This is a genomic window from Mesorhizobium sp. LNHC232B00 (assembly GCF_000502435.1).
Taxonomy (GTDB): Bacteria; Pseudomonadota; Alphaproteobacteria; order Rhizobiales; family Rhizobiaceae; genus Mesorhizobium; species Mesorhizobium opportunistum.
In genome coordinates, this window is record NZ_AYWP01000015.1 from 74,377 (window position 1) to 98,019 (window position 23,643).

Genomic DNA, 23,643 nt, shown 5'->3' on the forward strand with positions numbered 1-23,643 from the left:
CCCCCTTTGAGACGGGGCACGAGGGTTCAACGAAGAGAGCCTTGCGCATCTGCGTGCAGTCAGCCTTCACTCAGTGTTGCTGAATCTCAATTCGCAAAGGCCGTGCCAACGCGCTCAGCGTGCGGTAAACGCTTGATTATACTTTAAAAAACTTCTGGGGCGCGCAAGATAGCCGGTTGTATTGGACGCGACATGTTTTCTGCCACTGTCAGGTCTTGGACACGCATCACCCGCTTCCCATCGGCACAGAAGCGTGGCCACGGACGTCTCGACATATAGGGACGAACAGATGCATGACCGCCTTGGCTACCGCCAGCCTCGTCATCATCGTCCGCCTCAAGCCTTGCTTGAGCTTCTTGCCGTTTCGGTCGCTCAGGTGGTAGCGCAACGCCATTGCGATTGCAGGCGCCGCTCCATCCGAGCATCGCCTCTGCCCTACCTCTTCCGCTTTGCGCTTGAATTCCAGGTGGCGACGCAAGAGTTCTTCACGACGACGCCGGTTATGTCCGGCTGCGGGTCGCGAGTACCGTCATCGCCAGATGATGATCGTGACGAAGAGGGCCAGGATGAGTGCCGGCCTGTGCCGGGCCGGTGAACTCTCCCGGATTCCTACTTTTGTTGTTCTGTGTCCCTGTGCACAGGCCCTACAGGGACCGCCTGGTGCGAATGTGAGCGTTGTCGGAATTGACCGGCCTCAAGGCCGCTCGGTCGCCACGCGGTGGGCCGGGCAGACTGAAAACGCCGAAGACCGCCCTCGCAGCGGGGCCGGCTACCATCCCAGGCGATGACAGGTAATTGGTGCCACCGGTCGCGCCGAGGGCCGGCAACAGCGCAATCGTCGGACTCGAAGGTCGGTGCCTTGGCCGCTGCACGGTCATTGCCGTGTTCAGTTCCCGGCCAGTGGTGAGGGAAATCGTGATAACGCCAATACGATGAGGCTACGGTCCGAACGCGGCCTGCCGCGCTGAAACGAATCTCTTTCTCGACCTGACGCCGGCTCGAGTATTGGTGTTTTGAGCGCATTGAGGACGCCTGGGCTTCTGCCCGGCCGTTTGTCTGCGCGTTACGGTTGTCTCGGCGAGCAGACACCGAGGCGTCCGGGGAATGTTCTTCGCGACGGCGCTTGCAAGTTGCTCATGAGCTGCGCGAAACCTGCTCGTTTGCGGCGACCTTTCTCCGACTTCGCATCAGGGTAGGTGACCAGGGGAGTAGAGCTTGGAACAGCATCGGTGCTACTTCAGAACCCGTCAGCGGGCCAAAAACAGCGGCAATGGCGGCTTCCCAACTATCCATCTTGTCACGCCACCGGCGAGCCGCTCGCGCAGCCGGCGGCTGCCATAAGCGCCCATGACGATCAGGTCGGCAGACGTGTCGATTGCCTGCTGCGCTAGCACCGTGGCCACCGGTTTGCCGCGGCTCGCCAGCCGGTCGACCGACACCCGAGCACCGTGCCGAGTGAGATAGGCAGCGATGTCGGCTCCCGGCTCGGCGCCGTTTCCGGTGCAGGTCGCCTCCGGATCGACGAGTGCGACGCGAACTTCCTCAGCACCGGCTAGCAGATCCAGCGCTTCCCGAACCGAACGGGACGCCTCGACTCGCGAATCCCAGCCGACCAGCACGCGCCGTGGCGACAGAGTCGCCTCAGCGCCCACCGGCACGACAAGCACCGGCCTTCCCGTATCGAACAAGCTGCCGTTGATAACAAGGGGACCGACGTTAATGTCGTTGAGAAGTGCGGGGCCTACGATTGTCAGGTCGTTGCAGAGCGCCCGCTGTCGCACCGCGTCACCGATGCTGGCCTGATCGCAGTTGTCAATATCGACATCATAGCACCGCCACGTGGCTCTTAGTAGTTGGTGAATTTCCCTGGATGTTTTTTCCAGACTGGCCGTGTCTTGTGAAAATCTCTCGATTTGCCTGTACCGTTTTTCCGGTGCGGCAATGGCGTGTGCGCGATTTCTAGGCCACTCGGGGATGCCATCGCCCAGCGGCGGAGGCGACATAACGAGCCGCGGAGGCGACATAATCAGTACGGACAAATATGCGCCGACCTCGGCGCACAAGCTCGCAGCTGTTCTGACGTCCTGGTCGGAATGGTCAGCTCCCGCTACACTGAGTAGGCTTTTGAAGGCCATCTGACTGCTTCTTTCTAAGTATGTCGCGCCCGTAGCGCGTTTCGAAGCTGCAAGACCTGCCCGGACCACGACGACAGATGGGGCGTGGCACCACCCCTGCCCAATCTACTCGTCCGGCTTCTCGAGCGAGTAGCCGGCAGACCTGACGGTACGAATGACGCTGCCTGGCGAGGCCGCCTTCAGCGCCTTTCTAATCCGGCTGATATGGACGTCGACAGTGCGTTCACCGATATGGATATTGTCCGGCCAGGCCGCGTCGATCAGCTCGTCTCGGCTGAAGACCTTGCCGGGAGCCTCAAGGAATTGCCGCAGCAGGTTGAATTCGAGAGGTCCGAGATGGATGTCGTGGCCATTACCTCGAACCCGGTGAGCATCGAGCTTCATCTCAAGGCTGCCGCAACTGAGCCAGCTGCCGTTTTTTATCCCGTTTGAACCCGGCTGTGGCAGCGCGAGCTTCGTGCGTAGACAGTCAAGCAGCTTAGCCGGCGCGAAGGGCCGCACAAAGCTCTCGTCAATGCCTGCCTTCAAGAGATCGAGGTGCTGGTTCTCGGCGCCCGGCGCGATCATGGCAATAACGGGCAGGCCGCCGGTCCGGGGCTCCCCCTTGAGCCGGGCGCAGATTGTGGAGCCTGTCGCGCTTGCTGGCCCGCAGTCCAGCACTACCGCCTGGAGCTCCCGTTCATCGGCCAATGCAAGTGCTTCCTTCACCCCGCCTGCCGGCTCACTCGTAAAGCCGTCCACTCCCAGAATGTGGCTGAGGAACAGATACAACTCAGCATCTTGCGAACAGATCAGGACCAGTGGCTTCATCAGCGCTACCCCAAGAACCAAATCGGCATCGACCGCCTCGGTTGAGTGGGCTGGCCATCGCATGTCCTCAAGGCCTGACATGATCCCCTTGATCGAAAATCGGTTCCATCACGACCGCGCCATCTCGGGATAAGCCTCAATGACTGCGGTGGCATCGCCGGCCAGTTGGGTACCGGCCGCGGCGAGTTTCCAGAACGTCTCGAAGCCGAACCGATGGACGTCGCGCAGGGTCTTGGACAGAACGACCAGTCGCCCGGCCGTGAAAAGCACGCGCCCGAAGCCCTCATGGCTTATCTCCATCATCGGCGATGCCATCAGGCCGGAGCGTTCCTCAATCGCAAGCCCGACGGCGGTGTAGAACTTATCCAGCCTCCACAGCACGTCCGGATCGGGATCGCCGATGATTGGAATTGCACGGCGCTGTTCCCTGGTGATGATGAAGTCGCCCAGCAGTTCGGCGTCCGATTTGCCTTCCCATGACCCGTGGGAATCATTAGCACGGATCAGCCGCACGAGGCATTTGACGAACGGGGTGGCAAGGGCCGCCTCGTCCTCGGTGGCGGCAGGGCTAACAGCGGCTTCAAACATTTCGCCCACTCCTCATTTCAGCTTTCGTCCTCGAAGGAGGGTTTCTGTTTAGCGACACCTGCCTGCGCCAGCACCTTGCGCAGCCAAGGGGGAGGACACGTCCTGAGCATCATCTGCGTGCGCAACAGCACCTCTTGGATGGTCTGGGGCTGCGGCACTTTGATCGGATGGATCTTTGCGGAAACAAGTTTGGCTGCCGAAGGTCCGCCGATCGCCAGACAAAACAGGAGATGACAGCCCTTCAGCGCCTCCACCTTCGGGGTGATGCGGTCATCGCCCTCAGTTCGGTGCTTCCCGCTCTCGTCGGAAACGTCATCGAAGGCCACGGCTTCGACGAGATTCCACTCCTCGCGCATCACGTCGTAGACAGCAAAGCGCCTGGCCGACCCGAAATGGGCGTTGAGGTTCTTCATGTCCTGCGTGGCGATGGCCACGCGCAATGCGCCGGCTTGGCGTTCCGGCGTCGGTGCGTGAACCTCGTCAGTGACGAGCGAGAGGCGACGAACGGAGCTCATCTGGCATTTCTCGCTTACGGAGTGGATCAAGCGCCTCAGGCGTCGGCGCGTGCCCGTTGGCTTCAAAAATGTTGGCAACCTCGAAGATCAGGTCGCGGGTCCCCTGGTAGAGGATTGTGAGCTTGTGCTGGGCCCCGAGGCGGTCGAAGATCGGGAAGCCGACCCGCATGAGCGGAATGCCGAGACGCTGCGCCGCCTGGCGGCCGTGGGAATGAGTAACGAAAAGATCAGCGCCGGCGCCAAGAGCTTCCAAATCGCCGAGGTCGCCGATTTGAACCGACTGCGCCGGTACTTCCTCCAGAATTTTCGACATATCGGTCGTGGTGACCGCCGCCGCGATTTCGGAGCCCATGCCGATGAAGAAGCTCGCGAGTTGGTAGAGTTGGTCTGGTTCAGCAGCGATCGCAATTTTCTTGCCTCCAAAGTGGAAATGTCCGTCGAGCAACGCGTCCTGCAACTGCGCCCGGCGACGGCGCACCCCAGCCGGCGCCGCCTCGCCCGAAATCGCGCACAGCAGCGAGACGAACCGGTCGGCATCCTTCAATCCAGTCAGCGACCGGAACAGCACGTATGGCACGCCGGTCAGCCTCTGCAGCAGCTCGGCCGGGCGGCGCATATGCTCACCGATGACGATGCATTGCTCGGCCGTGCCAAGCTCGCGGATATCCTCGACACTGGTGCCGCCATAGGTGGTGGTGACCCAGCGGTCGGGCACCGTACCGTCGAGCGAGCCGGAGACGTCCGGCAGAATCACCGGCTTCAGTCCAAAGCTCTCAACCATCTCACGCAAATGCTCGATATCAGCCACAGTGAGGTTCCAGCCAGGCAGGATCACGATCTTCTTCGACTGCCGCGCCTGCTCGCCGGGACGCGTAATCCTTTCGATCATCGCGGTGACAGCCTTGGCCCAGCCCTCTTCGATCGCGCCGTCGAAATCCGGTGTGTTGGCTAGCACCACCTCCGTACCCGCGAGTTCTTCCCTGCGCTTCAGCCTGATATTGGCGACATCCCCTGCGCAGTCTTCGCCCCGGGTTTCCACCAGCGCCGTCGTGCAAACCCCGATCAGCGTTGGCTTTGTGCGGGCCTTGAGGTTGAGGATCGCCTGTTCCAGATGGTCCGCCCCGCCAAGGATCGTCGCCACCTCGTCCATCGCCGTTGTCTGCAAGGGAATGGCTTCCTTGAAATGCCGCACGAACAGCACGAGCGCGAAGCTGGTGCACCCCTGGCTGCCGTGGAACAACGGCATCGCGCCGTCGACGCCAAGAAAGGCCAAGGCGGCACCCAGCGGCTGCGATGACTTCAGCGGATTGACCGCCGCCGCTTTGGTCTGGGGAAGGATGCGGACCATCGGCTCTCCTCAACAATCGCCGAAATCACCGGCCGTCGTGCCGGCGAATTCCTGGACAACATGCAAGGTCGCGGTCTCGCTTTTCGTGCGCGGCAGTTCCTGCCTCACCGCAGGCTGGCAATCCCATGGTGCCGGTTCCCGCACCTGGCGCCAGATCGGGTTATGAATAGCGACGTCGATCTGGCGTACGAGTTCCACCATGCCGTGATAGCCGGCGTAAGGATGTTGGCGCTCCTGGTTGATATCGAGCCAGGGTGTCTTGGCCTTAAGGGCGATGAACTGCGTGCGCCCGCCCGACAGCATGATATCGGCCTTGTGTTCTGAGAGCATGGCGTAAAGCTCGCGCGGCGCCATCTGGTCGAATATGTGGTTGTCGTCCTTGAGGATCTGCTTGATGCGCTGCTTGTCTTCGACGGTCGACTTCTTGACAGAGGTGCCGACGATCTCGATGCCGATCTCCATCAGCGCATGGACGACCGACCAGGACTTCACACCGCCGGTGTTGAGCAGCACGCGCTTGCCTTCGAGCCTCGGCCGGTAGGCGGCGAGCTTCTTCCAAGCGATCGCCTCCTCCTCTGCAATCAACGCCTCGGTGCGGCCGAGGATCTCCGGATCGGCACCCTTCTTCACCAGCAGCTGAGAGATCTGTCGGAGCGCTTCCGAGGTGTCGGTGATGCCGTAGAAGGAGCCCTCGAAAAACGGGATCTCCCAGCGCTGCTCCATCTTGCGGGCCAGATTGATGAGCGCGGTCGAGCACACGATCATAGCCGCCCGGGCACGGTGCGCGGAAGCAATGTCGAGGTAACGTGCGTCACCCGGGATGCAGGCGCGCACCCGGATCCCGAGCCGATCCAGCAGCGGCTTCACCAGCCAGAATTCGCCCGAGAGGTTGAATTCGCCAAGAATATTGATGTCGTAAAGGCCGGCATCGTCGGGCTCCACCGTGCCGATGACATGCTCGAGCAACGCCTCGCCGGCAAGCTTGTTGCCGAGATTCTTGGAGCCGACGAAGCCCGGCGCATTGACCGGCACCACCGGTAGGCCGAACTTTTCCGCCGCGCGCTTGCAGACGGCCTCGATGTCGTCGCCGATCAGCGCCGTCACGCAGGTCGGATAGACGAAGATCGCCGGCGGCCCATACGCTTCCTTGATCTCGCGGATCGCTTTGAAGAGCTTCCGCTCGCCCTGCCCCATCACAACATCGAGTTCGGTGAGGTCGGTCGTGAAGCTTGTGCGCCACAGCGTTGGCCCGGACGAAGCCGCACCGCGGTTGTCCCAGGAATTGCCCTCGCAGGCGAGCGGCGCATGGATCAGGTGCGCGACGTCGGTGATCGGCTGCAGCACGATCTTGGCGCCGTCGAAGGCGCAGCCGCCGGCCGCCGCCCCGGGGGTTAGTGGCTTCGAACAGCCCTTTTTGCGCGCCTTGGCATCCTTGTCGCGGTTCTGCTCGCAGGCGGGCTCATTGAAGAGATCCTGGATTTTGGCTCTGAGCGAGGACATTGCGTCGGTCTCCAAAGTCCCTCGGGAAGACGACCGGCCAAAGCCGACCGTCAAGCTTAGCGGGTGAGGTCATACGAATAGTCCGTCACGCCCGTCTCGCTTGTCTCGCGATCGAGCTTGTCGAAGATCTTGTCGAGGATCGTCGACAGGACGCGCAACCCGCCTTGGTAGCCCATGAGCGCAAAGCGATGGTGATGGTGGCGGTCGAAGATCGGAAACGTAAGCCGGATCAGCGGCGTGCCGGTGTCGCGCTCCAGATACTTGCCATAGGAGTTGCCGATCAGCAGGTCCACCGGCTCGGTGAAGAGCAGTGAGCGCAACGCCCAGAGGTCCTTGCCCGCCCAGACTTGAGCACCGTTGCCGAAGGGCGATGATGCAAGCAGCTCCTTCAGCTCCGCTTCCCATGTCGACGTGCCGTTGGTGGCGAGGCAATGGGTCGGCTCGCCGCCCGTCTCCATGATGAAGCGGGCCATGCCGTAGACAAAGTCCGGATCGCCGTAGATGGCGTATTTCTTGCCGTGCAGCCAGGATTGGCTGTCGGCCATGGCGTCAACAAGTCGACCGCGCTCGAGGCGGATTGCCTCGGGGATTTGCTTGCCGGAAATCGCGGAGACCTCCATCAGGAAGTCGTCGGTCGCCTGGACTCCGAGAGGGTAATGGAACGAGGCAGTCGCCTGCCCCACCCCCTCGCAATACTCCAGTGTTTTTCGGGTGTTGTAACGCTGTAGCGACAGCGTCGCCTCGGCGTTGAGTGCCTTCCTCACCTCTTCGATCTTCGTGCCGCCGTCGTACATGCGGTATTCGCCGTCGGACGGCGTGTCGAACTGGTCAGAGGCGTCTTGGATGAAGGTATAGGACACGCCTATCAGATCGAGCAGGCGCTTGAGTTCCCGGTTGTTGCCGACACAGAACCCGTCGAAGCCCGGAATGATGTTGATGGTTCCCTCGGCTTCAGTTCGCTCCTCGCCCTTCCAGAAATGCTCCAAAATGCCCTTGACCGCAACGTCATAGCCGTCGACATGGCTGCCGACAAAGGCCGGCGTGTGGGCGAAGGGCACGTCGAAGTCGCGCGGGACCGAGCCTTCGTCCTTGGCGTTCTCGATGAAGCTGTGCAGGTCGTCGCCAATGACCTCCGCCATACAAGTGGTCGAGACGGCGATCATCTTTGGGTCGTAAAGTTGGTACGTATTGGCGAGTCCGTCGACCATGTTCTTCAGGCCGCCGAACACTGCCGCGTCCTCGGTCATCGAGGAGGAAACCGCCGAAGCAGGCTCCTTGAAATGGCGCGACAGGTGCGAGCGGTAATAGGCGACGCAGCCCTGGCTGCCGTGGACGAAGGACATGGTTCGCTCGAAGCCTGCGGCCGCGAACACCGCGCCGAGCGGCTGGCAGGCCTTGGCGGGGTTCACGACAAGCGCTTCGCGAGCGAGGTTCTTTTCGCGGTATTCCCACGTCTTGGTGAATTCGCCTTGGTCGGTAACGATCTGGTCCGGGTGAGGACATTCGAAATTCAGCCTCTTCTCGGCGAGCATCTGCCTGTATTCCGGCTCGCGGAACAGGGGCGCGTGGTCGAGAACTTTTTCAGCCGACTGCGGCATGGGTGGTTACCTCTTTCCATCTGGCCCGCCATAGGGGCACAGGGACGTCGAAACGTTTCAGGTCTCCCGCGGACAAGCGGCCACAGGCGTTCACTGCCTCCCGGCTTCCGGGAGGCCAGGGTTTCATTCGGCTGCGATCGCCGCCGACGGCTCGGCTTTTTTCTTCCAGGGAGCGTCGTAGAGGTTCCAGACCGGGTTGTTGATGGCCAGGTCCATGTCTCGGGCGAAGATGGCGAAGCCGTCGTAGCCGTGATACGGGCCGGAATAATCCCAGGAATGCATTTGACGGAACGGTATGCCCATCTTCTGGACCGGGTACTTCTCTTTGATGCCGGAGCCAACGAGATCAGGACGGATCCCTTCGATGAACTTCTCCAGCTCGTAACCAGTCACGTCGTCATAGATCAGGGTGCCCTTCTTCACGTAGTGGCCGGTGCGCTGATAGTCGTCGTTATGGCCAAATTCGTAGCCAGTGCCGACGATCACCATGCCCAGGTCCTCATATGCCGTGACGACGTGACGGGGGCGCAGCCCGCCGACATAGAGCATCACCGTCCTGCCTTCGAGGCGCGGCCGGTACTTGGCGATTACGGCATCGACCAACGGCCGGTATTTGGCGATGACCGCCTCGGCCTTGGCCTCGATTTCCGGCCCGAAGTGCTTGGCTATCTTGCGCAGAGAGGCTTCAGTCTGGGAGGGGCCGAAGAAATTGTACTCCATCCAGGCGATGCCATAGTTTTCCTCCATGTGCCGGCAGATGTAGTTCATCGACCTGTAGCAATGGATGAGATTGAGTTTCGCCTTTGGCGCTCGCTCTATTTCGGCCAGCGTAGCGTCGCCCGACCAGTTGCCGACCACGCGCAGACCCATCTCTTCGAGCAGGATGCGCGAAGCCCAGGCGTCGCCGCCGATATTATAGTCGCCGACCACATTGACATCGTACGGGCCGGACTCGAACTCCACTTCCTTCTTCTCGAACACCCAGTCGCGGATCGCGTCGTTGGCGATGTGGTGGCCGAGGGATTGCGAGACGCCGCGGAAGCCCTCGCAGCGCACCGGCACGATTGTCTTCTCGTGCTCCTTGGCCTTGTTGCGGGACACGGCTTCCGTGTCGTCGCCAATCAGGCCGATCGGGCATTCGGATTGCACAGTCATGCCCTTGTTCAGCGGAAACAGTTCCTCGATCTCGTCGATGATCCGTTCCAGCTTCTTGTCGCCGCCGAAAACAATGTCCTTCTCCTGGAAATCGGAGGTGAACTGCATGGTGACGAACGTGTCGATGCCGGTCGTGCCGACGTAGTAGTTGCGGCGTTGAGACCAGGAATATTGCCCGCAGCCGACCGGGCCGTGCGAGATATGGACCATATCCTTGACTGGACCCCACACCACGCCTTTCGAGCCGGCATAGGCGCAGCCGCGAATTGTCATCACGCCGGGGATGGACTTGATGTTCGATTTGACCTCGCATTCGGAAAGGACCTCGCTTTCCTCGCCAGCCTCGTCGCCGGTCTTTGCGACGCTGAGGTGCTTTTTGCGGCGCTTCGCCGACTTGTCAGGATATTGCGACAGCACCTCCTCGATAAGCTTCGCATGGAGGGCACCGTCATTCTCGTATTCCAGGCTCATGGGACCCCTTTCAAGGTTCAGGGTGACGCCTCACCGACGAGGCGCCGTTCTTTGAAAGGCGCACCAGGTCAGGCGGCGCCTCATGTCGGCAGCGATCGCTACTGTGCGGCCGCCTTAGCCGCTTCCTTGACCTGAAGCTCGGCAAGCATCTGCTCGTCGGTCTTCATGATGCCGAAGTCGAGCAGCATGTCCTCGAGCTCCTCCATGGTGATCGGGGTCGGGATGGTGCCCTGGCCCGAATTCCCATGGATCTTCTCGGCCAGCGCCCTGTATTCCCCGGCCTGCTTGGAGTCCGGCGCGTACTGGATCACTGACATCTTCCTGAGCTCGGCGTGCTGGACGATGTTGTCGCGCGGCACGAAGTGGATGAGCTTGGAATTGAGCCTGGAGGCCAGCGCTTCGGCGAGGTCGAGCTCGCGGTCGGTTTGGCGCTCGTTGCAGATCAGGCCGCCGAGCCGCACGCCGCCCGAATGGGCGTATTTCAGGATGCCCTTGGCGATGTTGTTGGCGGCATAGAGCGCCATCATCTCGCCGGACATGACGATATAGATTTCCTGGGCTTTGTTCTCGCGGATCGGCATCGCGAAACCGCCACACACCACATCCCCGAGCACGTCGTAGGAGACATAGTCGACGTCGTCGTAGGCGCCGTTCTCCTCGAGGAAGTTGATCGAGGTGATCACGCCGCGGCCGGCGCAGCCGACACCTGGCTCGGGTCCGCCCGACTCCACGCATTTGATGCCTTTGTAGCCGACCTTGAGCACGTCCGCGAGTTCCAGGTCTTCCACCGAACCTTCCTCTGCCGCGAGATGCAGGACCGTATCCTGCGCCTTCGCGTTCAGGATCAGGCGGGTGGAGTCGGCTTTGGGGTCGCAGCCGACGATGAGGATTCTCTGCCCGAGGTCGACAAGGGCTGCGAGCGTATTTTGGGAGGTGGTGGACTTGCCGATGCCGCCCTTGCCGTAAAAGGCGATCTGACGCAAACCTGACATGTAGCTTTCCTTCCTTCGTTCCCATTCATCGCGGCTGCCGCGACTTGAATGCCGGTCGGGCAGCTCTAGCCGCCTCGCACCTAAGGATCTCAAGACTCATGCCAATTTGGCTGATCGAACCGAAGAATAATTTCATGGTTGCTTTTCAGGGGTTTAGCTTGAGTTCCAAGAAAGGATCGTCGGAACAGCCCGTGTAGCGGACGCGACATTGGCGACACAACGCGTCGGATCGCGATCCTCAGTCACCGCATTCGGTTGAACCGCATCGTTGTATTGAGGTGGACGAACAGCATCTCGACCCTCTGCGGGATGCTGCGAACTCTTCTGTGCCCGCGAGTTGACGTGCTTGCTCAACGCGTGTCCAAGTGGACCCTCCGCCGACTCTGCGCGCGATCCTAGCATACCACCGATCCACGGCCACTAATCCGGGGCACGGGCGAATAGTTCCGCTATATCAACCCGAGGGACTCGGTTTACTTCTCGGCGCAGGAGTTCAGTATCGGCGTCATCGCCTTCACATGTCCGTCGATCCGCTCGAGCACTTTCGCTGCGACAACGTCGCGCTCAGGCAGATGCCACCAGTACTCGTTGACGAGTTTGACCGTCTCGACCACTGCCTTCAGGACTGCTGGCTCCGGGAGCCGTGCACGGTTCGCAAATGCTTTCCATCGCGGTGCTGCTAGCGCCTTGAACGAGCGCTCTCCTCCAAGCGACAGCGCCATGGCGTCGGCAGGAATATATGGCACGGTGGACAGGAGGTCGTAAATTGGTGAAAGCGCCGGCTTGTCGCCGTTACCGGGATAGATCAAAGACCAGTTCTTCAGGTGCATGTCGCCATTGCCGGTGATGACGGTCAGTGCCAGGCGGCGGACGAACTCGAGAGCCGCCGTAGGCGAGACGGCCATGCCAAGAGCCAAGGCTATGTCGTGATAAGCAGCCCCCTCATATTTGCGCGAGGGGTATACACCGAAGACCTGAGCGAAATCCTCGATGTGTATCCTCTCGCCACCGGCGCCGCGATCGAAGCGTTTGACGAGAAGGACCTTGCCGTCAGACAGCGTGTTGAATTCTTCGGGAACGCCCTCAAAATCGGACTTCTCGACCAGTTCGCATTCAGGAACGTCCATGCCGATTGCTGCTGCCAGCGCCAGGTTGGCGAATTCGTTCTCGGAAACGCCCGGAAAGGCCGTCGAAGGGAACTTGGCAATGTACCGGCCCTGCTCGTCGTCCATTGGCAAGGTAAGGCCGCCGCTTTTTCCAATGTTCTTCATGACCGACAGCTTCATCTGCACGCCGGCAAGCGAGAACCGTGCCTTGGGCTGATCCTTTGAAGCGTCCTGTGAAACCGCTATCGCGCCGTCACTGGGCAACGCCCGTACGGCTCCCGGCAGATCGGCGCCCAGCGCCGCTAAAAGGTCGAAATCATTGCCTGGCCGCACATTGCCTTCGTGGTGCCTTTCCATCGCCTCGCGCAATTTCTCCTCCGGCAGGAGGTTCGCGAAGAAAGCGGGCAAGGCGCTTGCCAGAGGCTTCGGATCTTTCCGCAATCCTCCCGTCGCTGCCCGGAACGACAGGCTGAGAACCGGAAAGCCGCCCGTCGCGCGGTAGGCCTCATCGAAGTTGAACGCATTGAAATCGCCCGGCGTCCTGACGATTGTGCCGATCTTCACTGCGTTCAAGAGTACGTCCAGCGACGGGATCGTCTTAGGTGCGCGAAAGACTGGAGGCATGATCGTCATCGTCAGGTTGAGAAACAAAGGCGGGTCGATCGTCATCATCATGCGGACGCAATAGAGCCTGGACAGCCGGCACCATGACTTGCGGAACCAGCATCATTTCCAGGCCGAGCGCGCGAGCGATATTCATCAGCGTCGTCGCACGTGCGGCTGCGGCTCCCTTTTCGATGTCGCGATAGCGGGGACGGGATATACCCGCTAAGTCGGCGACCTGCTCCTGCGTCATGGCAGCGGCCAGCCTCGCCTGCCTGAAAAGCCCACCGATTTCGCGTAGAATTTCCGATTGAGGGTCCATATGATACGTAAACGATCCATTCGATGCTAGATGATATGGCAGAGTATCTTATCCAGTGATCGTGTCAACACGTTATGATCTGTTCGCGTATCACGGATCAGCCTTATGATACGTAAAGAGATCAATCATCCTGCATTTAGCGCCGCCCGACGGTGAACGCCGTCCGAAACTGACGCCCGATCAGCCCTCCGGAACTATCGGAATGTTAAATCAAGGCGGTCCGGCAGCTGAAATCGCTCGTCTCTTCTCGTCCATACGGCCGGCCGCGCTGACTGGGGGTCAATGTGGATCGCCACTCCTGTTGCAATGGCTTTGTACCATGCACTCCCTGCCGGTCTCCCGCCGCACCTGGTGTTCCGACCCTTTTCAGGGGCTCAGCGCGGTTCGCATGACCGATCATACTGGATCAAGCATCGACATAGCCGTCGAATACCCTTTGCTCTCGGCTGTCCGTTCGAGCATGGCGGGGCGCCTCCCTGATCACGAAGCAGCACCCGAACAAATCCGCGACCAGCGCAAATCCCCCCACATCCGCATCTGGCTCAGTAAGACTAGGCGCCCGCCGCTACGCACGGGCGACGCCGGCATCAACCGGCGGGCAGATGCGCCAAGGGCAACAAGCGCGCCTGACGCAACGCCGCCAGATCAGCCGAGCCGGTGCAGAAGCAGGCGACGGCCAACTGGCGAATGAGGATCTCGAAATGCGCGACAACCGCCTCGGTGGATACCGTAGCCGCGCGCAGCACGCCGGCTGCCTGGCCGGCGATGTCCGCGCCCAGGCGGATGGCCTTGGCCACGTCGACGCCGTCGCGGATCCCGCCCGACGCGATCAGCTTCACCGCTGGCAGCGCCTGACGTACCGCCTGCACACTGGCCGGGGTCGCAATCCCCCAATCGGCGAACGCCATCGCCACTGCGCGGTCGGCGGCATCGGGGGCGCGCTCGCCCTCCACCGCGGCCCAACTGGTGCCGCCGGCGCCGGCGACATCGATCACCGCCACGCCCGCCTCGACGAGCGCACAGGCCACCGAGGCGGACAGGCCCGACCCGACTTCCTTGGCCACGATCGGCACGCCCACGCTGCGTGCGGCGCGAGCGATCTGTGCCAGGACGCCGCGCCAGTCGCGGTCGCCTTCCGGCTGTACCGCTTCCTGCAGCGGATTGAGATGAACGATGAGTCCATCGGCCTCCAGTGCATCCACCGCCCGGCGCGCGAGGTCCAGGCCGTCGGCCTCGCGCAGTTGCGCGGCGCCGATATTGGCAAGCAATGGAACGTCTGGGGCCAGGCGGCGCAGCGCGCGCGTCAGCCCATGGGAGTTGCGGGATTGCAGGCTCACGCGCTGCGAACCGACGCACATGGCGATCCCCAAGGCTTGCGCTGCCTCGCTCAGATGCCGGTTGATGGACTCCGCGCGTGGCATGCCGCCGGTCATGGAGCTGATCAGCAGCGGCGCGCGCATGGTCTTGCCAAGCAGCGAGGCGCTGAGGTCGATCTGCGTCAGGTCCAACTCGGGCAATGCGCAGTGTTCGAAACGAATGCACTCCCAGCCGGCGGCCTTGGCCCACGCCGTTCGCCGATCCAGCACGATGTCCAGGTGGTCGTCCTTGCGCCGGCTCAGCTTGGTGTCGCTGATGCTCGCCCCATCCGCCGCATCGGGCGACGGCGTTGCGTCGGGTCGGACCGACGGCAGCGCGCGCACGCCGCCGTTTCCCGCGCGTTCAGGCCGGCGCACGCTCGCCTCCCCCCGCAGCGTCGCTGCGGTAGCGGCTGGTTGAGGTCTCGTAGTACTGCGCGCGGATGGCCGCCATGGCTTCGATCAACGGTCCCCACGGCGGTGGAAAGGGTTCTTGCGCCATCACCCGGTGCAGCATGCGCGTATGGCCGGCCAGCTCGTCGTTGAGGAACTCCACCACAGGCATAGCCGGATAGCGCTGCAGCAGCAGGATCGCCGCGTTAGCTCCCTCGCCGGCCGACTTATCCTTTTCGCGTCCATGCAGATCGTTCTGCAAGCGCCCTATCGCGGAGATGAGCCGCAGGACCTGGCGAAACGCCGGATGCGCGCGCAAGGTCGCCATGTCCAGCCCCCACAGCAAGGACAGGCAACAGAACACGTTCGTGTAGGCGATCGAATCCACGCCGTTCTGCAAGTACTCGGCGTAGGACCAGCGCTCTGCCCCTGCCGCCTGCGCGTGTCCGGCACGCAGCGCCGCGCAGTAGCACCGGGTATGGTAGAGAAGCTGAGCATAGTCGCGACGATCGTAGGCGAGCGCGGCGAGCGAAGCGCGCAGCACAGCACAGCCCTCGAATCCGGGGAGCGCGCACGGCACGCCTTGCCCGAGCGCCTGCTCCACCGCGGCGAGCTGCTCCGGCGCGATCAGGTCAAGGTCGTTGCAATCGTCGAGCCAGAACAGCAGCGCCAGTTCTCGATAGAACGCCACGATCAGCGTCTCGTCCAGCGGATCGCGGCCCGTGCGGGCGCTGGTGTCGCGCAGGCTCGGCTGGATGCGCTGCAGGATGTATTGGCCGCCCCGGACTGCTTCCACGCCATGCTCGTCGGCGAACCCGGTCAGGGAACGCCCCCACTCCAGCACCTGTTGCAGCGCGCGATCGGTCTGGATCATGGCCCCGCTCCTGCTCCCTCGGCCGAGACGCGCCGCCCCCAACGAAGCGCCAGCCACAACCCGGCGAGTTCGGCCACGCGCACCACCCGGGTGGGGCAATACAGTTCCTTGCCGATCCACAGCGGTGTCTGGGGCAGTGCGTGCGCTGCGTGGCGGGCGAGCATCCACTTCAGCGCACCCGCCACCGCCTGCGCGATGCGCCGGCGCCCTGCCGGCTCTTCGCTCCCGTCCATCACGTGCAACGCGAACAGCGCATAGGCGGTTTCCTCGAATGTGGACGCGCGACCGGCGCCCCAGCCGCCGTCATCGCGCTGCGCCTGCAGCAGCGCTGTCAGCGCGCGCTCCTCGCGCCACTGGGGCTTGCCTTGCGCGAGCGCAGCAATCGCATGCGCGGTGGGATACAGCCACGAAACGTGCCATTTTTCGTTGTCCCATAGACCATGCGGGTTGCGACTGGCCTCGACGTAGGCGCTGGTGCGGGCGGCGGGCTTTCCCAACATTCGCAACGCATGCAGGGCATGGATGTTGGTCGACACCGAGGCATTGCGCTCACCGGGGAAGGTGACGAAGAGCTCGCCGGTTTCGAACTGGCGCAACGCGTCGGCCGCCGGGTCGCGGCCTGCAAGGCGAAGGACGCACAACGCAACGGCGGTGTCGTCCGCATCGGCCGCGAAGTGCAAGGCAGGGCCGAGACCGCGGACTCCGAGGCGGGCGTCGAGCTGCGCGATGATCACTTGCACCGCCTCGGCGAGCGCGGGATGCGCGAACAGACCGGCCAGATGCAGGGTGTACAGCGACCAGCATGGCTCGAACACATTGATTGGCCAGACGTTGGGAACGACACCTTCGATGCCGGTGCGCGTTGCCCGCGATGCCGCCTGCAGATACCCGTCGGTGCGCCCGACGTGCGGCGTTCTTTCCTGTGTCACGGCGTGCGCACGCCACGCGGCGGTGGCCGCTGGACTGATGCCAATGCTGCCGTCGTCGTCCGGGCATGCGGTGGCCGGCGACGTCCCCCAGGCTTCCCAGGAGTGCAGCAACGGATGGCCGCTCGGCAACGTGCCCACCGCCCCCAGCTTGGCCAGGCACGCTTGCCGCAACGGCAACAGCGCCGGGTGGCGCGGAAACGCCACGCCGCCCAGCAAGGATGCGGCCTCGCCGCACAACTGCGGCAGGATCAGCTCCGCGCCGATCGGCGCATCTTCCGGCACCGCATGTGCGTAGGGATCGGGCTGGCGCTCGAGGAACCGGGTTGCAGCCTGGACTGCGTCGGCAGCGCCGGGAAGAGGATCGGCACGCTGCAATGCCAGCAACGCCGCCCACGTGGGCGCATGGCGAAACAGCGGGAAGTCCGCGCTTCCCCATCCGCCATCGGCCTGTTGCTGCGCGATGAGCCACGCGTACGTGTCCTGCCGACCGGTGACGTTGCCGTGGAACTGCAGAGCTCGCGCCGTGTCGTAGACGGCCGGACCGACGCTGCCGCCGTCGCTCATCTCGCTCAGCAGGCGGCGCAATTCGGAAAGGATCTGTTCGGACAAGTTCACGCGGGATGTTCCTTCTGCAGAAGGCTAACGAGAACAGAAACGGGCAGACGCCGCGTACGTCGCCGCCGACACGGACACAGTGCAGCATGCAGCGCCCGCCGGCCGATCGCAGCAGCACAGGGGCGAGTCCTTACGGATGGGCCCGCTCATGCGTATGGCGCGGACAGATAGACGTTGGCCCGCTGCAGCATCTGCGCCAACCCTTCCGCACGCGGCCCCAGAGGGGCGATGGCCTCCCCGGCGTCGTGCAACAAGTACAGGGCGAACTGGCGCGCAGCCTGCAGCCCCATGATCGACGCGCAGGTCGGCTTCTGCGCCGCCGCGTCCTTACCGGGGGTCTTGCCAAGAGTCGCGGTATCCGCCGTCGCGTCGAGAATGTCGTCGGCCACCTGCAAAGCCAGGCCGAAACAGGCGGTGTAGCGATCGAGCGCAGCATACAGCGCAGCGTGCGCGGCATCCTCCGCGATGGAGTATAGCGCGCCCATGCGAACCGACGCGCGCACTAGCGCTCCGGTTTTCATCCGGTGCATCGCCAGGATCCTGTCCAGCCCGGCGTGCTTTCCGACCAACGACAGATCCATGGCCTGCCCGCCTGCGGCACCCTCGGCGGACACCGCCTGCGCCAGTTCGCGCACGAGCGCGATACGATTGTCGCCCGGCGCATCCAGGCTCGCCAGCGTCAGGAAGGCGTGGGCCTGCAGCGCATCGCCGACCAGGATCGCAGTGGCTTCGCCGAACTTTACGTGCACGGTCGGAAGGCCGCGGCGAAGCACGTCGTCGTCCATCGCGGGCAGGTCGTCGTGGACCAGGGTACAGGCGTGCATCATCTCGATGGCGGCGCCGACGTCGTCGAGCATGTGCGCCGGCGTGCCCGCCAGTGCGCCGGCAGCCAGGCAGAGCAAGGCGCGGGTGCGCTTCCCGCCATGCAAGGTGGCGTAGCGCATGGCCGCCATCAACTCTGTCTTACCGTCGTCTTCGGCGCAGAGCAGACGCGCCAGCGCCTGTTCGACCCGCTTTGCGCCGTCCTGCATCCAGATCTCGGGGAGCAGGCCGCCAGATGCGCCGCGCGCCTGCGCGCCCAATCCGGATGCGGAAACGCCGATTCGGTCGCGTGGAGTGGAACCGGTCTGCATGTTGTTCATGTCCTTGTAGCTGAGACGGCCACGGCGAGCGCAAGCCGTCACACGAGTGCGTGCGCTGAGTGCCGCAATGCCGCGCCCCGCCGGCGCCGCTGCGTTGCCATACGGGGCATGCGATGCCAGCTCATGAAAAGCCTATTCGAATTTTCATTGACGGATGTGCGGTCGGGTAATAGCGCCGGCCCTTTTCGACGTCGCTCAGCAACTGCGGCCGCACCCCGGCCTTGTGCATGGTCAGCGCCAAGGCGATGCAGAACTGCACCATTTCCAGCCATACCAGGTGGTAGCCGATGCAGACGTGTGGGCCGGTACCGAACTGCAGCATGTCCACGGGCCGGATCGGCTCTGTGCGTAGCAGCCACCGCGCCAGGCGGAACTGATCAGGCGCCTCGTGCAGCAGCGCCGAGGTCGAGAAATGCAGCAGCGGGATGCATAGATGGGTGCCCGCGGGAATGCGCCGTTGGCCGAGTTGCAATTCCTGCAGCGCGCGACGCGGCAGGAGCGTGGTCGCCGGATGCAGGCGCAGTGTCTCGCGGAACAGCGCCTCGGCGACCGGACACTGCGCCAGGTCCGCGTGCCGGGTCGGCACCGCGCCCACGCGTTGCGCCTCCTCGACCAGGGCGTCCCACAGCACAGGCTGCCGCGCCAGCTCGATCACAATCCAGGCCATCGTCGAGGCAGTGGTGTCGTGACCGGCAAGCAGCAGCAAGCGAATATTCGCGATCAGGACATCATCGGAGAGCGGACCGTCGCTGCGGTCGAAGGCGCTCACCATGTCGTTGATCAGCCCGGTGCGCGCGGCATGCGCGCGCGCATCGCGGACAAACCGGCGCAACTGCGCGTCGATCCAGTCGCGGGCGGCGCGGCCGCGCCGCAAAGGCAATCCGGGCAGGTCGACCGGTGGCGCGACGATCAATTGCAGCAATTGCCGGTACTTGCGATGCCATCCCGGCAGGTCCTGCGCGGGGATTCCCATGAGGCTGAAGATGAGCTTCAGCATGAGGTCGCCGGTTTCGCGCAGGATGGGTACCTCGCCGCGGGCGCGCCACGCCTGCACCCGCGCCTGGATCACGGGCGCGAACAGGTCGCCGATCCCGGCCTGGGTCAGTCCCTTGGGCAAGAACGCTGCCTTGATGGCATCGCGCGCCTGCCGGTGCGCGCCGCCGTCCAGGGCGACCAACGTTCCATCAAGCAATTCGGGCGCGATCTCTTCGATCAGCGCCGAGGACACGTCCTTGTGCTTGAGCAGTGAGAATGCGTCCGGATCCACGCAGGTCATCAGATGTCCGGCAGGGCCGAAATCCAGCCAGAAGTGGCTGCCCAGCGTCCGTTCTGCGCGCTGCAGCAGGCGCGGCAGGTCGCAGACAATGGCGGGAAGATGCCCGACCAGGGGGAAAGCGCCAGGCATTACCGGGATGTCGCATCGCAGCCGGTGCCGACGGTTGAGTGGATTGAGCAGCATGTCCATCAGCAGCGCGCCGCCGCCGCCGATTCGGTATCGCCGGCAAGGCGCGCGGCGCAGCTGTTGCCACCGTCGGCATATGTCGGCACATGCGCCAGCATGCCGCCATCGATGCACACGACCTGGCCGGTGATGAACGCAGCATCGTCGGAGAGCAGGAACGCCACCAGTGCGGCAACGTCCTCGGGACGGCCGACGCGCGGCAGGAGCTGGTGCCGGCGCAGATGCCGTTGCATGCACTCGTCCAGCTTGGCGAGGAGACGCTCGGTCATGATAAGACCCGGCGCAACCGCGTTGCAGCGGATCTGAGAGTGACCGTACTGGGTGGCGAGCGAGGCCGACAGCATGTTCATCGCCGCCTTCGACGCGGCGTAGGACGTCTGCGCCGTGTCACCGCTGAGCCCCTGGCACGACGACATGTTGACGATCGCGCCACCGCCGCGGGCGATCATCCGTGGGATGGCCTGCCGGCAGCAGAGCAGCGTGCCGCGCAGATTGGTCGCCATGGTCTGATCCCATACCGCCAGGTCCAGGTCGAGGATGGCGCGGTCGCGCGGGGTCAGATGCATGGCGCTCGCATTGTTCACCAGCAGGTCGACCCCCCCGAAGTGCCGCTCCGCCGTATCGAACAGCCCTGCCACCGCCTGCTCATCGGCGATATCCATGGCTATGGGCAGCGCGTGGCCTGCTTCGGCCGCGATCTGCGCGGTGCAGGCGATGGTAGCCGAGCCATCAATGTCGGCCACCACCACTCTGCCGCCCCCGCGCGCGATGGCGAGAGCGCATGCCTTGCCGATGCCGGCGCCAGCGCCGGTCACCACGGCCACCTTGCCTTCAAACCTTCCCATCGTGTCTCCTGAATTGCGTTGGTCTTTCGCGGCATGCCGCTGGGCCTGCGTCGGAGAAGGCGCCGGGTCGGCGCTGGCGCACTCGTCATGGCCAGCGTCGCTTTCGATGACCCGAATGGCGGCGACCGGGCACTGGTTCGCCGCAAGCCGCACGGCGGCGTGCAGCGCCTGCGGGACCGTCGCAACGCACACTTCGGCCACGCCGTCCGGTTCGCGCTGGCGAAAGGTGCCCGGCAGCGTCAGCACGCACTGCCCGGTCGTTCCGCACAGATCCTGATCGACCAGGACGCGCATCTCAGCCCTCCTGCCCATGCAGCCGTACCGGCAGCGCGCGGAACGTCCTAAGGAACGCGGAGGGCTCCCGGGTCGGCTGCTCGGCCAATGCCAGCGTGGGGAAGCGCGCCTGGATCCGCGGCAGGCTCTCGGCCAACTGCACCCGGGCCAGTTGCGCACCAAGGCAGAAGTGGATGCCGTGGCCGAAGGTCAGCATGATCTTCCCGTCGATCGACATGCCAGGACTGGTGCCGTAGAACCGCACGGCATCGAAGCGATCGGGATCGGCGAAGGCGTCCGGGTCGCGATTGCCGGCCGCGATCAGCACGCGCACGTCCGCGTTCTTCGGAATCACCACGCCGCCCAGTTCGATGTCGCGCTGGGCGATACGCGGAATGGAGCTGAACATGGCGGGCGCGTCATAGCGCAGGGCTTCTTCGACGAAAGCCTTCACCCCCACGGCATCTCCCTTCAGCCAGTGCCGCTGTTCGGGATACGCCAGCATCGCCAGGACCGCATGGCCGATGGCCGCGGCAGTGGTGGCGAAGCCGCCCAGCAGCATGCCCCAAAGCATGCTGATCAATTCCGCGTCCGACAGCGTCTCGGCATCGTCGTCGTGTGCGCCGACCAGCATTGACACGATGTCGTGGCGGGAATCGGTGCGCTTGCGCTGTATGAGGTCGCCGAAGTAGGCCTGCACCCTGGCGCTGGCCGCGTCCCCCGCGGCGAGCTGGGGATCGCTGGCGTGCGGGCTCAGGCCTTCCAGAATGGCGCTGATGCCGGTGATGAGCCCGAGAATGTCATCCGGGGGCATGCCGAACAGTTCGCCGAAAACCAGCATGGGCAAGGCCAGCGCGAATTCCCGATGCAGGTCCACCGCCTCCCCGCGCTCCAGCGCGGGCGCCATGCCGTCCAGGCGCGCTGCGACGATGCGAGCGATGGTCGGCCTCAGCTTGTCGATCTGGCCCATGGTGAAATCGCGCGAGATCAGCCGGCGCAGACGCGTATGCGTTGGAGGTTCCTTCATCGCTAAAGTGGACGCCAGCAGACTTAGCGACAGGCTGGTCGCCGCACGCGGGAAATAGCGCGCCAGTTCGCCTGGCGCCGGCCCCCGAAAAGCATCGCCCGTGGCCTTGAGCGCCCAGTAGATGTCGGCGTGGCGGCTCAACAGAAAGAGGCCCGACGCCGCGCGATGTACCGGATCGTGCTCGCGCAACCACCGCATGAATGGGTACGGGTCCTGAATGCACGCTGGCGACGCCAGTTCGGCGAAGGCGTCCTGGCATGCTGCCGTGGTTTCTTGCACGTCCATCTTGGTCACCTGTTGGCTGGCTGATCTGATCGGCGCGCGGCAGGCGCGCCGGCAATTCGAGAACATCGCGATTCCTGGTGGCATCCGAGCATCACCAGAGCACCGGGAACTCCTCGAACCCACCAGTGATGATCTCCTTGCGCAACTTCAGTTCTTCGGGCGCCACGGCCAGGCGCAGCGCGGGAAAGCGCTGGAAGATCGAACCGAACACCGCCTTGAGTTCCAGCCTGGCCAGCGCCAAGCCGACGCAGTTGTGCGGCCCGTAGGAGAACGCCAGGTGCGGGTTTTCGTCACGTCCTATGTCGAAGATTTCCGGGTCGTCGAAATGGCGCGGATCGAACGACGTCGCCGGCAGGCCGACCAGCACCTTGCTGCCCGCGGGAACATGCACGCCCGCGATGGTCACGTCGGTCCTCGGATATCGCATGATGCCGTCCCAGCCGGCGCCCGGCGGGTACATGCGCAGGATTTCCTCTACCGCCTTGTCCACCAGGGATGGATCGCCGATCAGGCGTTCGCGCTGTTGCGGATGGCGGAACATGGCCAGCAGGCCGAATTCGATCTGCGCGACGGTGCTCTCGTGCCCCGCCACCAGCATGCCCGCCGCCAGGCCGATCGCCTCTTCCTCGGTCGCCTTGCCCTGGTCGACCGCCGCGAGCAGATCCGTCAGCACGTTGTCGCCCGGATCCTGGCGCTTGTCCCGCATCTTGCCGCGAATGTAGGCGCGGAGTTCTTCCCAGGCCAAGCGCGACGCGCTTCGCGGGCCGCTTTCATGCTGGTGCGTCATCACCTCGTCGGACAGCCCGGCGAAAAAGGCGTGGTCCTCGTAGAGCACGCCCATCAGCGCGCCAATGACCATGGCTGGAAGCGGAAAGGAGAGGTGGCGCCGCAGATCGGCGGGCTGGGGCTGGGCCGCCAGCGTCTCAAACAACTGCGCGGCGATCGCCTCGACCTGCTGCGCGAGCTGCTTCACCCTGCCGTTGCTGAAGGCCGGCGCCACGATCGTGCGTAGCCGCGTATGCTCGCCCCCCTCGTGCGAGACCAGCCATCCTGGCGAACCGAGAATCACCGAATCCGGGGTGAATGCGGCCGGCGGCATTCCCGCGGGCCGGAACGCCGCGTCGGACAACACCGCCTTGGCCTCGTCATAGCCTGTGACCCACCAGCCTTCGTGCCCGGACGGGAAGCGCACGCGATGGATCGGACCGTTGGCCCGCAGCGCCAACATCTCGGGCGAGGGCTCAATGTGATCGACCCGCCACATCGGCAGCGTCGGCAAAGGTTGTTCGGGCATGATGGC

General features: G+C 63.8%; 19 protein-coding genes and 1 pseudogene. All 20 read right to left on the reverse strand.

Going from position 1 to position 23,643, the window contains the following annotated elements; genetic code table 11:
- Positions 1–1,247 precede the first annotated feature (1,247 nt).
- On the reverse strand, positions 1,248–2,135 hold the full coding sequence (locus X743_RS0136445) for a universal stress protein (protein WP_031257905.1): 888 nt from the start codon (positions 2,133–2,135) through the stop codon (positions 1,248–1,250).
- A gap of 105 nt (positions 2,136–2,240) precedes the next feature.
- Positions 2,241–3,026, reverse strand: coding sequence for a response regulator transcription factor (locus X743_RS150005; RefSeq protein ID WP_023766858.1), 786 nt, complete (start codon positions 3,024–3,026; stop codon positions 2,241–2,243).
- A gap of 27 nt (positions 3,027–3,053) precedes the next feature.
- Positions 3,054–3,533, reverse strand: a complete 480-nt coding sequence (locus X743_RS150000) for a NifX-associated nitrogen fixation protein (RefSeq protein WP_023766859.1) — start codon at positions 3,531–3,533, stop codon at positions 3,054–3,056.
- A gap of 17 nt (positions 3,534–3,550) precedes the next feature.
- A complete protein-coding gene (gene nifX / locus X743_RS149995) occupies positions 3,551–4,048 on the reverse strand; it encodes a nitrogen fixation protein NifX (RefSeq protein ID WP_023766860.1) in 498 nt (165 codons plus the stop codon).
- A complete protein-coding gene (nifN, locus tag X743_RS149990; protein WP_023766861.1) occupies positions 4,014–5,396 on the reverse strand; it encodes a nitrogenase iron-molybdenum cofactor biosynthesis protein NifN in 1,383 nt (460 codons plus the stop codon). The genes nifX and nifN overlap by 35 nt, the downstream gene beginning before the upstream one ends.
- Positions 5,397–5,405: 9 nt before the next feature.
- A complete protein-coding gene (gene nifE / locus X743_RS149985; RefSeq protein ID WP_023766862.1) occupies positions 5,406–6,896 on the reverse strand; it encodes a nitrogenase iron-molybdenum cofactor biosynthesis protein NifE in 1,491 nt (496 codons plus the stop codon).
- Positions 6,897–6,952: 56 nt separating this feature from the next.
- Positions 6,953–8,494: a nitrogenase molybdenum-iron protein subunit beta gene (gene nifK, locus X743_RS149980; protein ID WP_023766863.1), complete on the reverse strand. Its 1,542-nt coding sequence runs from the start codon at positions 8,492–8,494 to the stop codon at positions 6,953–6,955.
- Positions 8,495–8,617: 123 nt separating this feature from the next.
- The gene (gene nifD, locus X743_RS149975; RefSeq protein WP_023766864.1) at positions 8,618–10,120 is read right to left on the reverse strand and encodes a nitrogenase molybdenum-iron protein alpha chain; all 1,503 of its coding nucleotides are present in this window, start codon (positions 10,118–10,120) and stop codon (positions 8,618–8,620) included.
- Positions 10,121–10,218: 98 nt separating this feature from the next.
- Entirely contained in the window at positions 10,219–11,112 is an 894-nt protein-coding gene (gene nifH, locus X743_RS149970) for a nitrogenase iron protein (protein ID WP_023706403.1), read from the reverse strand.
- A gap of 473 nt (positions 11,113–11,585) precedes the next feature.
- Complete coding sequence (locus X743_RS149965) at positions 11,586–12,842, reverse strand: HipA domain-containing protein (RefSeq protein WP_031257906.1); 1,257 nt, start codon at positions 12,840–12,842, stop codon at positions 11,586–11,588.
- Positions 12,817–13,143, reverse strand: a complete 327-nt coding sequence (locus X743_RS149960) for a helix-turn-helix transcriptional regulator (protein ID WP_023766866.1) — start codon at positions 13,141–13,143, stop codon at positions 12,817–12,819. Before X743_RS149960 ends, X743_RS149965 begins: the two co-directional genes overlap by 26 nt.
- Positions 13,144–13,730: 587 nt before the next feature.
- Positions 13,731–14,777: a type 2 isopentenyl-diphosphate Delta-isomerase gene (gene fni / locus X743_RS149955; protein WP_031257907.1), complete on the reverse strand. Its 1,047-nt coding sequence runs from the start codon at positions 14,775–14,777 to the stop codon at positions 13,731–13,733.
- Between the two features lie 85 nt (positions 14,778–14,862).
- A complete protein-coding gene (locus X743_RS149950) occupies positions 14,863–15,765 on the reverse strand; it encodes a hypothetical protein (RefSeq protein ID WP_023766868.1) in 903 nt (300 codons plus the stop codon).
- The gene (locus X743_RS149945) at positions 15,762–17,309 is read right to left on the reverse strand and encodes a hypothetical protein (protein ID WP_031257908.1); all 1,548 of its coding nucleotides are present in this window, start codon (positions 17,307–17,309) and stop codon (positions 15,762–15,764) included. The genes X743_RS149950 and X743_RS149945 overlap by 4 nt, the downstream gene beginning before the upstream one ends.
- A 146-nt stretch (positions 17,310–17,455) precedes the next feature.
- Complete coding sequence (locus X743_RS149940) at positions 17,456–18,442, reverse strand: polyprenyl synthetase family protein (RefSeq protein WP_031257909.1); 987 nt, start codon at positions 18,440–18,442, stop codon at positions 17,456–17,458.
- A gap of 130 nt (positions 18,443–18,572) precedes the next feature.
- Positions 18,573–19,916 carry a cytochrome P450 gene (locus X743_RS149935; RefSeq protein WP_023766871.1) on the reverse strand — a complete coding sequence of 448 codons (1,344 nt, stop codon included), beginning with the start codon at positions 19,914–19,916 and terminating at the stop codon, positions 18,573–18,575.
- The gene (locus X743_RS0136450; RefSeq protein WP_031257910.1) at positions 19,916–20,758 is read right to left on the reverse strand and encodes an SDR family oxidoreductase; all 843 of its coding nucleotides are present in this window, start codon (positions 20,756–20,758) and stop codon (positions 19,916–19,918) included. The genes X743_RS149935 and X743_RS0136450 overlap by 1 nt, the downstream gene beginning before the upstream one ends.
- Positions 20,759–20,764: 6 nt before the next feature.
- A pseudogene (locus X743_RS1000000174130) lies at positions 20,765–21,052 on the reverse strand (ferredoxin); the annotation flags it as partial.
- A gap of 1 nt (position 21,053) precedes the next feature.
- Positions 21,054–22,343 carry a cytochrome P450 gene (locus tag X743_RS149930; protein WP_031257911.1) on the reverse strand — a complete coding sequence of 430 codons (1,290 nt, stop codon included), beginning with the start codon at positions 22,341–22,343 and terminating at the stop codon, positions 21,054–21,056.
- A 91-nt stretch (positions 22,344–22,434) separates the two neighbouring features.
- A complete protein-coding gene (locus X743_RS149925; protein WP_023766874.1) occupies positions 22,435–23,637 on the reverse strand; it encodes a cytochrome P450 in 1,203 nt (400 codons plus the stop codon).
- Positions 23,638–23,643 lie beyond the last annotated feature (6 nt).

Excerpts from the sequence above, each read along its gene's own strand:
- X743_RS0136445 (WP_031257905.1), bottom strand. The coding sequence starts at position 2,135 with ATGGCCTTCAAAAGCCTACTCAGTGTAGCGGGAGCTGACCATTCCGAC.
- X743_RS150005 (WP_023766858.1), bottom strand. The coding sequence starts at position 3,026 with ATGTCAGGCCTTGAGGACATGCGATGGCCAGCCCACTCAACCGAGGCG.
- X743_RS150000 (WP_023766859.1), bottom strand. The coding sequence starts at position 3,533 with ATGTTTGAAGCCGCTGTTAGCCCTGCCGCCACCGAGGACGAGGCGGCC.
- nifX (WP_023766860.1), bottom strand. The coding sequence starts at position 4,048 with ATGAGCTCCGTTCGTCGCCTCTCGCTCGTCACTGACGAGGTTCACGCA.
- nifN (WP_023766861.1), bottom strand. The coding sequence starts at position 5,396 with ATGGTCCGCATCCTTCCCCAGACCAAAGCGGCGGCGGTCAATCCGCTG.
- nifE (WP_023766862.1), bottom strand. The coding sequence starts at position 6,896 with ATGTCCTCGCTCAGAGCCAAAATCCAGGATCTCTTCAATGAGCCCGCC.
- nifK (WP_023766863.1), bottom strand. The coding sequence starts at position 8,494 with ATGCCGCAGTCGGCTGAAAAAGTTCTCGACCACGCGCCCCTGTTCCGC.
- nifD (WP_023766864.1), bottom strand. The coding sequence starts at position 10,120 with ATGAGCCTGGAATACGAGAATGACGGTGCCCTCCATGCGAAGCTTATC.
- nifH (WP_023706403.1), bottom strand. The coding sequence starts at position 11,112 with ATGTCAGGTTTGCGTCAGATCGCCTTTTACGGCAAGGGCGGCATCGGC.
- X743_RS149965 (WP_031257906.1), bottom strand. The coding sequence starts at position 12,842 with ATGCCTCCAGTCTTTCGCGCACCTAAGACGATCCCGTCGCTGGACGTA.
- X743_RS149960 (WP_023766866.1), bottom strand. The coding sequence starts at position 13,143 with ATGGACCCTCAATCGGAAATTCTACGCGAAATCGGTGGGCTTTTCAGG.
- X743_RS149950 (WP_023766868.1), bottom strand. The coding sequence starts at position 15,765 with ATGATCCAGACCGATCGCGCGCTGCAACAGGTGCTGGAGTGGGGGCGT.
- X743_RS149940 (WP_031257909.1), bottom strand. The coding sequence starts at position 18,442 with ATGCAGACCGGTTCCACTCCACGCGACCGAATCGGCGTTTCCGCATCC.
- X743_RS149935 (WP_023766871.1), bottom strand. The coding sequence starts at position 19,916 with ATGGACATGCTGCTCAATCCACTCAACCGTCGGCACCGGCTGCGATGC.
- X743_RS0136450 (WP_031257910.1), bottom strand. The coding sequence starts at position 20,758 with ATGGGAAGGTTTGAAGGCAAGGTGGCCGTGGTGACCGGCGCTGGCGCC.
- X743_RS149930 (WP_031257911.1), bottom strand. The coding sequence starts at position 22,343 with ATGGACGTGCAAGAAACCACGGCAGCATGCCAGGACGCCTTCGCCGAA.
- X743_RS149925 (WP_023766874.1), bottom strand. The coding sequence starts at position 23,637 with ATGCCCGAACAACCTTTGCCGACGCTGCCGATGTGGCGGGTCGATCAC.